10 protein-coding genes are annotated in these 13,823 nt (G+C 59.9%); all 10 read right to left on the bottom strand.

Features of this window, described 5'->3' with window-relative positions:
* Nucleotides 1-38: 38 nt before the first annotated feature.
* Entirely contained in the window at nt 39-1,460 is a 1,422-nt protein-coding gene (ftsA, locus tag GKZ68_RS00925) for a cell division protein FtsA (RefSeq protein ID WP_173109865.1), read from the bottom strand.
* 85 nt (nt 1,461-1,545) lie between these two features.
* Nucleotides 1,546-2,304 carry a cell division protein FtsQ/DivIB gene (locus GKZ68_RS00920; RefSeq protein ID WP_173109864.1) on the bottom strand — a complete coding sequence of 253 codons (759 nt, stop codon included), beginning with the start codon at nt 2,302-2,304 and terminating at the stop codon, nt 1,546-1,548.
* A 75-nt stretch (nt 2,305-2,379) separates the two neighbouring features.
* Nucleotides 2,380-3,783 (bottom strand): UDP-N-acetylmuramate--L-alanine ligase, encoded by a 1,404-nt coding sequence (gene murC / locus GKZ68_RS00915; RefSeq protein ID WP_173109862.1) that lies wholly within the window; start codon nt 3,781-3,783, stop codon nt 2,380-2,382.
* Nucleotides 3,784-3,822: 39 nt separating this feature from the next.
* Nucleotides 3,823-4,911 carry an undecaprenyldiphospho-muramoylpentapeptide beta-N-acetylglucosaminyltransferase gene (gene murG / locus GKZ68_RS00910; RefSeq protein WP_173109860.1) on the bottom strand — a complete coding sequence of 363 codons (1,089 nt, stop codon included), beginning with the start codon at nt 4,909-4,911 and terminating at the stop codon, nt 3,823-3,825.
* Between the two features lie 58 nt (nt 4,912-4,969).
* Entirely contained in the window at nt 4,970-6,166 is a 1,197-nt protein-coding gene (locus GKZ68_RS00905) for an FtsW/RodA/SpoVE family cell cycle protein (RefSeq protein ID WP_173109858.1), read from the bottom strand.
* A 19-nt stretch (nt 6,167-6,185) separates the two neighbouring features.
* Nucleotides 6,186-7,577 carry a UDP-N-acetylmuramoyl-L-alanine--D-glutamate ligase gene (gene murD / locus GKZ68_RS00900; protein ID WP_173109856.1) on the bottom strand — a complete coding sequence of 464 codons (1,392 nt, stop codon included), beginning with the start codon at nt 7,575-7,577 and terminating at the stop codon, nt 6,186-6,188.
* Between the two features lie 3 nt (nt 7,578-7,580).
* Nucleotides 7,581-8,801, bottom strand: coding sequence for a phospho-N-acetylmuramoyl-pentapeptide-transferase (gene mraY / locus GKZ68_RS00895; RefSeq protein ID WP_173109854.1), 1,221 nt, complete (start codon nt 8,799-8,801; stop codon nt 7,581-7,583).
* A gap of 110 nt (nt 8,802-8,911) precedes the next feature.
* Nucleotides 8,912-10,432, bottom strand: a complete 1,521-nt coding sequence (locus GKZ68_RS00890; RefSeq protein WP_173109852.1) for a UDP-N-acetylmuramoyl-L-alanyl-D-glutamate--2,6-diaminopimelate ligase — start codon at nt 10,430-10,432, stop codon at nt 8,912-8,914.
* Nucleotides 10,432-12,957, bottom strand: coding sequence for a penicillin-binding protein (locus GKZ68_RS00885; RefSeq protein WP_173109850.1), 2,526 nt, complete (start codon nt 12,955-12,957; stop codon nt 10,432-10,434). Before GKZ68_RS00885 ends, GKZ68_RS00890 begins: the two co-directional genes overlap by 1 nt.
* Entirely contained in the window at nt 12,941-13,651 is a 711-nt protein-coding gene (locus tag GKZ68_RS21630) for an FtsL-like putative cell division protein (RefSeq protein ID WP_217275291.1), read from the bottom strand. The genes GKZ68_RS00885 and GKZ68_RS21630 overlap by 17 nt, the downstream gene beginning before the upstream one ends.
* Between the last annotated feature and the right edge of the window lie 172 nt (nt 13,652-13,823).

The following is a 13,823-nucleotide window of genomic DNA, read 5'->3' as shown; positions in this document are numbered from 1 at the left end:
CGTGATAGGATGCTTCCTTCGTCAGCATGACAACTTAATTAATACTGTTTATCGTCAAAATCATCAATCAGAATTCCCTTCAGCTTGCGGGTGATGTCACCCAAAAACTTCAGGCCCTTCTGCTCTTTTGGGGGCTTGGGCGTCTCAGGGGTGCTAGCGGCCGGCGCCACCGGGGCGGCGGGAGCCGCCGCCGGAGCAGGCACAAAGCTGGGCACTACCGGCGCCGGGGCGTGCGCGGCGGGCTGGTAGCTGTAGGGAGCTGCGGCCATTTCCTCTTCCCCGTAGCCGGGGCGGGCCAGGCGCTCGTCCTGGGCCTGGTAGCCGGCCAGCACGAGGCCCACGCCGGTGGCGTGCATCGGTGACTTTACGGCTTCGATTTTGCCCTTGCCCAGGTGCTGGTTGGGGTAGCCGATGCGCGTGTCGAGGCCGGTGAGGTACTCGGTAAGCTGCTCCAGGTTCTGGAGCTGCGAGCCGCCGCCCGTCAGCACAATGCCGGCCGAAAGGTGGTCCTGCAAGCCCATGCGGTAGATTTCGGCATATACCAGCTCGATAATTTCCGACATGCGGGCTTCGATGATGTACGCCAAGTTTTTGAGCGACACCTCCTTGGGCGGGCGGTTGGGCAGGCCGGGAATGCTCACGATTTCGTAGTCGCTAGCCTCCTCGGCAATGGCTTTGCCAAACTTCACCTTCAGCTGCTCGGCCTGGTTAGGCGTCACGTTACAGCCCTGCTTGATGTCCTGGGTAATAATATTGCCCCCAAATGGCAGCACCGCCGCGTGGCGAATAATGCCATCCTTAAACACGGCCAGGTCGGTAGTGCCGCCGCCAATGTCAATCAGCGCCACGCCGGCTTCCTTCTCCTCGTCGCTCAGCACCGATACGCTCGACGCCAGCGGCTCCAGAATGAGGTCGGCAATGGCTAGCCCGGCCTTGGTTACGCACTTGTTAATATTATTGATAGCTGCGCTTTGCGCCGTGATAATGTGGAAGTTGCCTTCCAGGCGCACGCCGGCCATGCCAATGGGGTCCGTCACGCCACCTTCAAAGTCAACTTTGTAGTCCTGCGGCATCACGTGGATAATCTGCGAGCCGGGCGGGGTTACTAAGCGGTACATGTCGGCCGTGAGGCGGTTCACGTCGTCCTGGGTAATCTCGTTGTCGCCGCTAGGCCGCGTGATGGAGCCGTTGTGCTGCAAGGACTTAATGTGTTGCCCGGCAATGCCCACGTTTACCACGCCAATATCGATGCCCGATTGCTCTTCAGCCTGCCGGATGGCCCGCTTGATGGCGTCCACGGTTTTGTCGATATTGAGCACGACGCCGCGCTGCACGCCTTCCGACACGGCTTTGCCCATGCCCAGAATTTCGAGCTTGCCATACTCGTTTTTACGGCCCACCAAGGCGCAGATTTTCGTGGTGCCAATGTCGAGACCGACGACGATTTTATCTTGTTGCATAAGAGCGGAGTGGGCAGTGAAAGAGCAGTAGCTAAACTAATTAGCAAAAGGTGTGAAAATCAGATTTTTGATTGCCAAGCAGTTACTACTCGCAAATTATTTGGTTTTGGTATTCTACGTTGACGCGATGGTACGTATCCCAGCCAAGCACCGAAGGAATTTGTCGGTAAAATACCATCAATTTCGCGAATTTTTCTGAAATATTCTCCGGTGTGCCAAACTCGATACGTTGGTCGCCCACTTGCTGAGTAAAGCTGAGCTTGCCACCGGGCTCCACAAAAACCTCGGCTACCTGCGCCTTCCAAAAGGGGTGCTCATCGACGTAGCGCAGAAAGTCAAGGTAGCCGCGACTGGTGCTATCCTGAAAAAAAGTGGTGGGCAGCGTGCCGCCACCGGCCCGGCTCACCGTGGCTACCCTGGCCGTGTAGAGCGGCGAGAGGGGCAGGCGCTGGCCATTAGCATCAACGTAGCTGTCGAGGCGGTCGTCGGGGTGCACGAGGCGGGCAATGGGGCGGTTCTGATGCACATCGGCGTGCAGGTTGCCGGCCAGGTCGCGGTATACCTGCGCATCGCGCACAAAGGGATGCTTTTTAAGGCGGTTTTCCAGCTCGCGCAGGCGCGGCCCCTCGGGCACGGTGCCGATTACGGGCTCCTTGCCGCCGTTGGTAAGTAGCGCCGTGACGCCGCGCTCGCTAATAAAATAATTATCAAACTCGTTGGCCACGTTCACCACAATATTCTGCACCGGGCGATGCGCCTGCCGCAGGGCCGCAAACGTAGCCATCCCCCCTAGCCCAAGCAGGCAGGCAAGCGCGACCAGCAAATTGCGAACAGACTTATCCATTTTTTAAGCGACTCAATAATTTGGGGCAGAAAGTAATGTATAAAAGGCAATTACAGTCTTCATACTCCCTCATTTTCATTTCTTTACACCCTCATGTTCTAAAATCTTTCTCAACTGCGGCACCAGCGTATCAATATCACCGGCTCCTACGGTGGCTAAGATGTCAAATGTAGAATTATTTTTGGTATTTTCCAATACTTGCTCCTTGGTTTGCAAGGATTTAGCTGGCGACGTAATAGCATCGAGCAGCATCGCGGCCGCAACGCCGGGTAACGGTAGCTCGCGGGCCGGATAAATATCCAGCAGCACCACTTCATCGGCTAAGCTTAAACTGCGCGAAAAGCCCTCGGCAAAGTCACGAGTGCGGGAAAATAAATGGGGCTGAAAAATAACGCGCAACTTCTTGTCCGGATACAGCGCCCGCAGCGAGCGCAGGAAAGCCTCAATTTCGCGCGGGTGGTGAGCGTAATCGTCTACGTACACCTTAGCGGGGCCGGTTACGATAAATTCGAAGCGTCTTTTCACGCCCTGATAGGCCGCCACGGCCTCAGACAGTTGCGTTTCAGTCACGCCGAATAATTGCGCGGCGGCCGCGGCCGCCAGCATATTTTCGACGTTGTGAAAACCCGGCACCGCCAGTTTCAAGCCCGGCATCACCCCTAGCGGGCCGTGCAAATCGAAGTGAAACTGGTGGCCTTCGGCGGTAATATTCGCGGCAAATAAATCGGGACCCTGCGCGGCCGTGAGGCCATAGCGCAGCACCCGCGTGCCGGGCGGCACGGCGGCAGCCACGCGCGGGTCGGCAGTGTGGTTGAGCAGCAGCGTGCCGCCCGGCTTTATCTGGCTAACGAACTGACAGAAAGAGTCTACCAGCGCGCTTTGCTCGCCGTAGATGTCGAGGTGGTCGGCATCGGTGCTCGTGACGATGGCCACATCGGGGTACAGGGTCAGAAAGCTACGGTCGTACTCGTCGGCCTCCACCACCACGGGCGAGCCGGGGCTTTGGGGCAATAATAAATTCGACCCCAAATTTACGGAAATACCACCTAAAAAGGCACCGGCGTCGAGGCCGACGTGGTGTAGCAAATGAGCCACCATGCTGCTGGTAGTGGTTTTGCCGTGGGTGCCGGCTACCGCAATAGTGGGCCGTCCTTGCGTGAGCACGCCCAGTACCTGGCTGCGCTTGCGAATATCGTAACCCTGCTCGCGCAGCCACGCCCACTCCAGGCTGGTGGCCGGAATGGCGGGCGTGAGCACCACCAAAGTGAGGGCTTTATTTTCCCGAATTTCCAGCGGAATATTTTCGACGGCATCGGCATAATGCACAGCAATTCCCTCGGCCCGCAAGGCTAGTGTAAGGGGCGTTTCGGTTTTGTCGTAGCCACTGACCTGGTGACCATTAGCCTTAAACCAACGCGCCAGTGCCGACATGCCAATGCCACCGATACCGAGAAAAAATATGTAAGGAAATTGCTGCATCTTTTATTAGTAGAACATCGCGCTTGCTTGACGTTTCTTTTATTTTTTTATTAGCTTAAATAATTCGTTTACAATAGCTGTGGTGGCATCGGGGCGGGCCAGCTCGCGCACGCGCTCGCTGAGCTGCTGCTGGCGGTCGGGGGCGGCCAGCAGGCGCAGGGCTTCGTCGTAGAGGCGGGTGGGCGCGTGCTCGTCGGTAATAAGCACGGCGGCGCCTTTGCCCACCAGGGCCAGCGCATTTTTGGTTTGGTGGTCTTCGGCCACGTTGGGCGAAGGCACCAGGATGCTCGCCTTACCAGTAAGGCAAAGCTCTGATACTGAGAGGGCACCGGCACGGCTAATAACCACATCAGCCGCCGCGTAGGCCAAGTCCATACGCTGGATGAACTCCAGGGCTTGCAGGCGGTCGGCGGCGTAGGACTGGGCTTGCTGCCGGGCCTCGGGAAAATAAATTTTGCCGGTTTGCCAGAGCAGCTGCACGCCGGCCTCCCGCAGGCGCGGCAGCGCGACAGCGGTAGCCAGGTTGAGCGTGCGGGCGCCCAGGCTGCCGCCGATGACGAGCAGCGTTTTCTTGCTGGGGTCAAGGTTAAAAAATTGCAACGCTTCGGCGCGACTGCCGTGCGCAATTTCGGTACGCACGGGGTTGCCGGTGAGCACAATTTTATCGGTCGGAAAAAATTTCTCCATGCCGTCGTAGGCCACGCATATTTTACTTACGCGGCGGCCCAGCAATTTATTTACCAGGCCCGCGTAAGAATTCTGCTCCTGAATCAGGCTCGGAATGCCGCGCGAAGTAGCCGCTAGTAATACTGGTGCCGAGGCGTAGCCCCCCACGCCCACCACCGCGTTGGGCCGAAATTCCTGAATTAATTTTCCCGCCTTGCGCACCGAGCGAAATACCCGCACCGGAAATAAAATATTCTGCGGCGTGAGGCGGCGCTGCAAGCCGGTAATATCCAGCCCCACAATTTTATAGCCGGCCTCCGGCACGCGCGTCATTTCCATGCGGCCGTTGGCCCCGACGAATAAAATTTCGGCGTCGGGCTGGCGCCGCCGAATTTCATTCGCAATTGCCACCGCCGGGAAAATATGCCCGCCTGTGCCGCCGCCGGAAATAATGAATTTCATTTTTTAGTCGATTAAAATAGTTCGGCATTGCGCGCCTGCGCCGCAACGATAAGTAGCATTAAGCATACTGTACCCGCTTGCTTGTGATGCGCGCGGTGTCGGCGGGCTCACCGGTCATGGGGCGGGTTTCGCGCTCGCCCCGGCTCACGGCCAATACAATACCCACGCTTAAGCCAGTGAAAATGAGGGAGGTGCCACCCATGCTCAGCATCGGCAGCGGCAGGCCGGTAACCGGGCCTAGCCCCACGGCCACGCCCATATTTACCATTGCCTGCAACACCAAACTGAAACACAGCCCCGCCGAGAGCAGGCCGCCGAAAGCGCCCTGGCTATTCATCACGGTTTTTAATCCTCGATATAAAAAAGCCAGGTAGAGAAACAGCACCAATAGGCCGCCAATCATGCCGTATTCTTCGATAATAATGGCGTAGATAAAGTCGGAATACGGGTGCGGCATGATATTGCGCTCGGTGCTTTTGCCGGGGCCTTTGCCGGTAAGGCCGCCCGTGGCAATAGCAATGCGGGCGTGCTCCGACTGAAACGAGAGCTTTTTATTGGGGTCGGTGAAGGTGGACAAGCGCGATATTACCGTGCCCAGGCGCTGGCCAGCCGCTAGCCCGGCACCACCTAATACAGCCCCGATGGCTACCATCACCAGCATCTGCTTGATGGGCACGCGACCAATAAACATGAGCAGCAGGCAGGTGAGAAACAGTAGCAGTGCCGTGGAGGCGTTGGAGAGCACAATGAGTCCGCAAATAACTCCTACCCAGAGCATTACCGGAAACAGGGTACTCCAGAAATCGTGCAGGTGCTGCTGGCGGCGGCTCAGCATGCTAGCCAGGTGCGTAATGAGCGCCAACTTGGCCAGGTCGGAGGGCTGAAAGGTCTGATTGATAACCGGAATGGTGAGCCAGCGCGAGGCGCCGTTGAGCTCGCCGCCCATGAAATAGGTGAATAGCAGCAGCGGCACCGAGAGCAGCAGCGCGTAGAGCGACAGGCGCGAATAGTGCCGGTAGTCGATGCGGTGGGCTAGCCACATCAGGCCCAGACCAATAAATATTAAGCTGCTGTGCTTAAGCACGATAAGCTCGACCGAGCCGGTGCGGCCATGCAGCTCGTTGCGGTAAGCCAGCGTGCCGGTGGCCGAGTACACTACCGCAATGCTGATAAGCGAAAACAGGATGACGATGGCCCACAAAATCGGGTCGCCCTTGAGGTTGCGCTGGAGCCAAGTGAGGCGGTGGGTTTCCATAAATCGCAGAGTTGGAAGATTAAACTGATGGCGCAGATTCGGTCGGGGCTAGGGCCTGCACGGCGGCGGCAAATTGCCGGCCCCGGTCCTCATAGTTTTTAAATAAATCGAAGCTGGCGCAGCAGGGCGAAAGCAGCACCACGTCGCCGGGGCTAGCCAGGGCGGCGGCGCGCTGCACAGCGTCGGCCATACTTTGGGTTTCTGCCACGTGCGGCACCTTGCCATCAAACGCGGCGCGCAGCTTGGCATTATCCACGCCGAGGCAAATAAGGGCTTTTACTTTTTGCTCGGCCAGGGGCTGAATCGTGGTGTAATCGTTGCCCTTGTCGGTGCCGCCCGCAATCCAGACGATGGGCCGCTTGATGCCGTCGAGCGCATACCAAGCGGCTTCCACGTTGGTAGCCTTGCTGTCGTCAACAAATTGAACGTCATTCAATTCACGCACCAGCTGCAGGCGGTGGTCGGCGTTCTTGAACGTGCGCAGCGCGGCTTCAATCTGGGCGGGCGAGACCCCGGCCACGCGCGCGGCCAGGATGGCGGCGGCCATATTCTGGTGGTTGTGCTGGCCGATGAGCGGCGAGCTTTTGATACTCACTTTATCGGGGTGCCGGTCTTCGATGGGCAAGTGTAAGCGCAGCGTGCAATCATCTTCGTAGTAGGCCGCCAGGTGGTAATCGGGCCGGTGGTGCAGGCTGAACGGCAGCGTGAACGCTGTCATAAACGCCGTTTTCAAAAAGCGCTCTATGTTCTCATCATCCGCGTTGTAGATGAGGTAGTCGTCGGTAACCAGGTTTTCGGCGATGCGCAGCTTGGCCTCGGCGTACTTTTCGAGCGAGTACTCGTAGCGGTCGAGGTGGTCGGGCGTAATGTTGAGCAGCAGCGCAATCCAAGGGTGAAAATCCTTGATATCGTCGAGTTGGAAGCTACTCAATTCCAGCACGTAATACTTGTGCTTGTCTTCGATTACCTGCTCGGCCAGCGAATAGCCGATGTTGCCGGCTAGCCCTACGGGCAGCCCGGCGCTTTTCAGCAGGTGGTAAGTGAGCAGCGTAGTAGTGGTTTTGCCGTTGGTGCCGGTGATGGCGATGAAGCGCGCCTTGGTGTAGCGGCTAGCAAACTCGATTTCGGAGTAAATCGGGATGTTCTTCTCGCGCAGTGCCTTAACAACGGGCGCTTTCTCCGGAATGCCGGGACTTTTGATAACCTCGCTAGCCTGCAAAATACGGTCGAGCGAGTGCTGATTTTCCTCAAACTCGATGCCGGCTTGCGTCAGCTTATCCTTGTATTGGGGCTGAATGGCGCTCCGGTCCGACACGAACACGCCGAAGCCCTTGGCCTGGGCTAGCAGGGCGGCGCCCACGCCACTTTCGGCGGCCCCCAGAATGACGATATGTTGAGCGTGCTCGGTCATTTTTTAACGCAATTTCAAAGTAACCAACGTAATGACGGCCAGCATAATACCCACAATCCAGAAGCGCGACACGATTTTGGATTCGTGGTAGCCGAGCTTCTGGTAGTGGTGGTGCAGCGGCGACATGCGCAGCAGGCGGCGGCCCTCGCCGTACTTGCGCCTGGTGTATTTAAACCAGCTCACCTGCACGATAACCGACAGGTTTTCAATCAGAAACACCCCGCACAGCACCGGAATCAGCAACTCCTTGCGCACAATGAGGGCTAGCACCGCGATGATGCCGCCCAGCGCCAGTGAGCCGGTATCGCCCATGAAAACCTGCGCCGGGTAGGAGTTATACCAGAGAAAGCCGATGCAGGCGCCCACGAAAGCCGTACAGAAAATAACTAATTCTCCAGAATCAGGAATGAACATAACATCCAGGTAATCAGCCAACAAGGCATTACCACTCACAAAGGCAAAAATGGCCAGCGTGAGGCCGATAATGGCCGAGGTACCGGCGGCCAGCCCATCGAGGCCATCGGTAATATTGGCCCCATTACTCACGGCCGTGATAATGACGATAACCAGCGGGATGTAGAGCAGGCCGTAGAAGTCCTTGAACACGAGCTGCGCATTCGAGAAGAAGTCACCGTAGTTCAGCTCGTTGTTTTTCATAAATGGCACGGTGGTCAGGGTCAGGTGCACGTCTTTCCAGATTTTGGTGGCATCGATGGCCGAGTACTGGCCGTTGGGCAGCAGGTATTCGCGCACCGTCACCTCGTTGCTGTAGTAGAGCACCCAACCCACCGTCAGGCCCAAACCAATCTGGCCCAGCACCTTAAAGCGGCCACTCAGTCCTTCTTTGTTTTTGCGAAAGACCTTGATGTAGTCGTCGAGAAAACCGATGAGCCCCAGCCACACGGTGCTGAGCAGCATGAGAATGATGTAGATATTGCGCAGCCGGGCGAATAGTAATACCGGCACCAGAATAGCCAGCAGAATAATGAGGCCACCCATCGTGGGCGTCCCTTTTTTCTCGTTCTGGCCTTGCAGGCCCAGGTCGCGGATAGTTTCCCCGACCTGCTTCTTTTGCAGCACACGAATGAGGCGCGCACCAAAAAACTGCGCAATAAGCAGCGACACAATAACCGAGAGCGCGGCGCGAAAAGTAGTGTACTGAAACACGCCCGCGCCGGGGAGGTGAAGGTGTTCGTGCAGGTAGCGAAAGAGATAGTAGAGCATACGGTAAACCTCACCCCTAGCCCCTTCTTCAAAAGAGAGGGGGGACTAGTTTCTAGTTTTTAGGCCAGCTAGGTTGTGAAAGATGAAGTTGTGAAAGACAAAAATTAAGGCTAAAGGCTAGGCCCTCCCCTCTTTTGGAGCGGGGCTAGCCCCGGAGGGGTTCCGTGAGGTGCCGCTAGCAACGCGGCGCGCAGCTCTTCGCGGTCGTTGAAGTGGGTTTTGACGCCTTTTATTTCCTGGTAGGTTTCGTGGCCTTTGCCGGCCACCAGCACGAGGTCGCCGGGGCGGGCCAGGGCCACGGCGGCCCGGATGGCGGCCCGGCGGTCGGCGATGGTTTGGGTGTGGGCATCGACGGGCGGCGTGAGGCCGGCCTGCATCTGCTGGAGGATGGCTAGCGGGTCTTCGTCGCGCGGGTTGTCAGAAGTCAGGATGACTTCATCGGAGAGCTGGGCGGCCAGCCGCGCCATGATGGGGCGCTTGGCAGCGTCGCGGTTGCCACCGCAGCCCACCACCGTGATGATGCGCTGCTCGGGGCGGCGCGTCTGGTGCAGGGTTTGGAGCACGTTTTCGAGGGCGTCGGGCGTATGAGCGTAGTCCACCAGCCCCGAAACTGGCTGGCCGGGCACTGTCACTGGCTCGAAGCGGCCGGGCGCGGTAGTCAGGCCCGAGAGGATGGTGAGCACCTCGGTCGGGTCTTCGCCCAGCAGCACGGCGGCGCCGTACACGGCCAGCAGGTTGTAGGCATTGAACACGCCAATGAGGCGGAAATGCACCTCGCGGCCATCCAGTTCGAGCAGCAGGCCGTGCATCTCATTGGCTACCAGCCGGGCGCGGAAGTCGGCGGCCGAGCGCAGCGAGTAGGTAGCGCGGCGGGCTAGGGTATTTTGCAGCATCACCGGGCCGCGCTTGTCGTCGGCGTTAGTGAGGGCAAACGCGGTGCGGGGCAGCGCATCGAAAAAGCCTTTCTTAGCTTTCAGGTAATTATCGAAGGTGCCGTGGTAGTCGAGGTGGTCGTGGGTGAGATTGGTAAACATCCCGCCCGCAAAGCGCAGCCCCCCTACCCGGTGCTGGGCCACGGCGTGGCTGCTCACTTCCATGCAGGCGTGGGTGCAGCCGGCAGCCACCATCCGGGCCAGCAGCTCGTTGAGCCGGATGGCGTCGGGCGTGGTGTGGGTGCTCGGGATAACGGTTTCGTCAATCTGATTTTGCACCGTGCTCAGCAGGCCGGCGTGGTAGCCCAGCTCGCGCAACAGCTTGTGCAAGAGCGTAGCGCAGGTGGTTTTGCCGTTGGTGCCGGTCACGCCCACCAGCTTGAGCCGGCGCGAGGGGTGGCCGTAGAAGGCGCTGGCAATCGGCCCGAGCGCGGCGGCGCTGTCGGCCACCTGCACGTAGGTGGTGGCGGGGTTCAGCTCGGCCGGCAGCTCTTCGCAGATGATAACGGCCGCCCCCTGCCCGACCGCTTTGTCGATAAACTTATGCCCATCGGTGGCCGTGCCGCGCAGGGCGCAAAACAGCAGGCCCGGCCCAGCCTGGCGCGAATCGAGCGTGAGACCGGTTACGGGCGCGTCGGGGCGGCCGTGCTGGGCTAGCACGGGCGTGTCGGCGAGCAGGGAGAAAAGGGGCAGGTTCATCAGGCGCGCTTGGATGGTTTGGCAACGATTTTTCCCGCAGAGGGCGCTGAGGTTGGCGCTGAGGTGCGCTGAGTCGTTCGGCTGTCGGCCTTGTTGTCGGTGGCCGGTTTTTTGGGCTTGGCTGATTTTTCTTTGGCAGAAGGGCTAGCCGGCTTTTTAACTGCTTTGGCGGAAGCCTTGGCCAGCGCTGCTGGTGCGGGCTTGGCGGCTGGGGTAGCGGGCTTGGCGGTAGCAGCTTTGACTTTGGCAGTAGTCGGCTTTGCCACCGACTTGACGGGCGCGCTCGGCTTCGTCGCTTTCACGTGGCTAGGCATCTCGGCCGGGATGAGCAGTGTGTTTTCTGCCACCTCCGTGTGCACGGGTGCGGGCAGGGCTAGCGGCGCGGCCGTGGGCGCGGCGGTGGGCGCCAGCACCAGCCCTACCAAGAGGCCGCGCTTGGCAAAGTCGCCAGGCGCCACCGACTGCTCGCGCACCCGGCCCGAGCCGCTGGCTTGCACCTTCAGGCCCCGGTTTTCGAGCAAAAACAGCGCGTCGCGCAGCGTGAGGCCGCGCACGTCGGGCATGCGGCCGGGGTGGGCCACGCTGGCATCGGGACGCAGCGACACGGTGCGAGCTACGAAGGCCGTATCGGCGGCGGCGGTGGCGCGCACCCATTCCTCGCCGCCGGTGGCGTGCGTCTGGCCGGGCAGGCCGATGCGGTCGCACACCAGCGCGATTTCCTGCTGCAAGCCGGCGCGCACCAGCGGCACGGGCGTGCGGCGGGCGGGCACCCTGGCCAGCATGGGCCGCTGGCTAGCCTGGTCGCGGGCCATGCAGCGGTCGGCCACGTCGCGGAAAACCGGCGCGGCCACGTCGCCGCCGTAGATGCGGCCTTTGCTCGGCGAGTCAATCACCACGATGCAGCTGTACTTGGGCTTATCGGCCGGAAAAAATCCGCAGAAGCTGGTCGAGTACGTCTTGGTGTAGCGGCCGTTTTTGAACTTCCAGGCCGTGCCCGTCTTGCCCGCGATGCTGTAGTCCTTGGGCCGAATGGCTTTGGCCGTGCCTTCCAGCACCACGCCTTCGAGCATGGCGTGCAGCTTGCGCAGGGTGGCATCGGAGCAGATTTTGGGGTTCAGCACCTGCGTATCGAAGTGCTCTACCACCTGGTCGGCCTGCTTGATTTCCTTCACAATCATGGGCGCCACCTTCACGCCGCCGTTGGCCACGGCGTTGTAGAAAGCCAGCGTTTGCAAAGGCGCCAGCTTCAACTCGTAGCCGATGGCCATGGTCGAGAGCGAGGTGCGGCTCCAGCTGCGGTCTTTAGGGTCCTTCACGTAGGGCAGCGCCTCGCCGCTCATCTGAAAGCCCAGCGGCTTATCCAGCCCAAATTTCTTGAGGTAGTCGGTATACTGAGTGGGGTTGCCGGCAAAGTGCTCCTGCACCAGCCGCGCCACCCCGATGTTGCTCGACTTCTCAAACACCTGCTGCACCGTGATGCGGCCGTTGGCGTGCGAGTCGGTTTTCACGGCCCCACCGATGAACATCCGGCCGGGGCCGGTATCCACCTTGTCATCGAGCTGCAGGTTAGGGTCGGCTTCAAACACCGCCGTCATGGAGGCCAGCTTGAAAGTCGAGCCCGGCTCGGTACGGCCCTGGTCGGCAAAGGCGTAGTTATAATCCTCCTTATACGTGCCGTCCTCGGCCTTGCCCAGGTTGGCCACGGCCTTGATTTCGCCGGTTTTCACCTCCATCAAAATCACGCAGCCGTACTTGGCGTCGTTGGCCACGAGAGCTTTGTAAAGCGCATCCTCGGCCCCGTCTTGCAGGTTGATGTCGAGGGTGGTTTTCACGTCGTAGCCCGGCTGGGGCTTGATTTCGGTGCCGTCGTACACGGGCTTGAAGCCGCCCGGCACGCGCTCAAACAGCGCCTCGCCCGGCTTGCCCGCCAGCTTTTGCTGGAAGGTAACTTCCAGGCCCGCGCCGTTCTTATCCTCGTTCACGAAGCCTACCGTGCGCTGGGCTAGCCCCCCAAAAGGCCGGAAGCGCTTATCAACCTTCTCGAAAATGACGCCGCCCTTGCGCTTGGCCCGGAAGATGGGCCAAGTGGCTAACTCCTTCTTTTCCTGGAAGTTAATCTGCCGCGAATTCAGCCGGATGTAGCGCGCGCCGTCTTTGCGGGCGTCCTGAAGCTTGCGGCTGTACTCGCCCACGCTACGGTCCTGGAAGAAGTGCGCCAAGTGCCAGGCCAGCGAATCCACGTTAGCCTTGAATACCTGGTCGTCAACCACCGCCGGGTCCCAGGCCACCCGATAGAAGGGCAGCGAGGTAGCCATAATACTCTCATTATCAGAGTAAATATTGCCCCGCGTGGCCGGCACCGGCTGGTAGCTGATGCGGCGCTCCTGCTCCAGGGCTCGCCACTTGGCGCCTTCCTGATACTGGATGTGCGAGATTTTCCAGGCGACGGCGCCGGAAAACAGCGTCACCCCCAGAAACGCGAGCCGCACCCGCGTGACGATGGATTTCTTAACGCTGCCTTTCATGGGACGACTTTTTAGAAGCGGTAGCTTTGGCCTTCTGACCGCCTACGCCTTGAACTGGTTTGTACTTTTTTGTACTATTAGATTTACTTTCTGCCTTGCCAGCGCCAGATTTCCTGTTTGTAGTCAGTGACTTACCTACGCCAGCAGTAGCGCTAGCCGAATCTTCGGGCGACAAGCCAGGCGGTGGCGCGCCAAGCTCCAGCGCCTCATCATCAACGGGCAGGCCGAGCTGCTGGCGGCGGGCCCGGCCCTGAATAGAATCGGCTTTGGCCGAGGCGACCGAGTCGCGGGCGGCGCGGGCGGCCAGGGTGTCGGCCGTGAGCACGGGCATGGTTTCGAGCTGCGCCTCGTCGAGCCGACCGGCGGGCACCGCGATGCGGAAGGGGGGCGACGAGCTTTCAATCAGCCCAATGGCGGCCACCTTGCGGGCCACTTCGCTCTGCTTGCTCGCCTCCATGTAGTCCGATTTCAGCGTCGTGTAGTCGGCGCGCAAATCCTCCGTTTCTTGCTTGAGCCGCTGAATGTTACGGTTCATGCGGTTGCCGTAGTGGGTGTTGCCGATATAAAGCAGCACCAGCAGCATCCCAAAGAGCAGCTTGGGCAGGTAGCGCACCGGCAGCCCCTCCCGAAACAACCCATCGAGCCCGGTGAAGCGGTCGAGTAGCGAGAACAGACTCCACCCGGTGGCCGTCACGCCCTCGTGGCGGTCCCAGGCCGGCGCCGTAAAATCGGCGGTCGTGGGGGCCGGCTTGCGGGCTTTGGGAGGCGCAGCCGGCTTAGGTTCCGCAACTGGCGCGGGGGGGGAACGGGCGTAGCTACGGGCACCGCCGCTACGGGCGCCGGCTCGGCTACCGCCGCCAGGGCCT

It is taken from the genome of Hymenobacter sp. BRD128 (assembly GCF_013256625.1).
GTDB lineage: Bacteria > Bacteroidota > Bacteroidia > Cytophagales > Hymenobacteraceae > Hymenobacter.
Note: the sequence above shows the minus strand (reverse complement) of the source record. Positions and strands in the feature narration are given on the sequence as shown.

Coding starts and splice junctions, on each gene's coding strand:
- ftsA (WP_173109865.1), bottom strand. CDS start 1,460: ATGCAACAAGATAAAATCGTCGTCGGTCTCGACATTGGCACCACGAAA.
- murG (WP_173109860.1), bottom strand. CDS start 4,911: ATGAAATTCATTATTTCCGGCGGCGGCACAGGCGGGCATATTTTCCCG.
- murC (WP_173109862.1), bottom strand. CDS start 3,783: ATGCAGCAATTTCCTTACATATTTTTTCTCGGTATCGGTGGCATTGGC.
- GKZ68_RS00885 (WP_173109850.1), bottom strand. CDS start 12,957: ATGAAAGGCAGCGTTAAGAAATCCATCGTCACGCGGGTGCGGCTCGCG.
- GKZ68_RS00905 (WP_173109858.1), bottom strand. CDS start 6,166: ATGGAAACCCACCGCCTCACTTGGCTCCAGCGCAACCTCAAGGGCGAC.
- GKZ68_RS00920 (WP_173109864.1), bottom strand. CDS start 2,304: ATGGATAAGTCTGTTCGCAATTTGCTGGTCGCGCTTGCCTGCCTGCTT.
- mraY (WP_173109854.1), bottom strand. CDS start 8,801: ATGCTCTACTATCTCTTTCGCTACCTGCACGAACACCTTCACCTCCCC.
- murD (WP_173109856.1), bottom strand. CDS start 7,577: ATGACCGAGCACGCTCAACATATCGTCATTCTGGGGGCCGCCGAAAGT.
- GKZ68_RS00890 (WP_173109852.1), bottom strand. CDS start 10,432: ATGAACCTGCCCCTTTTCTCCCTGCTCGCCGACACGCCCGTGCTAGCC.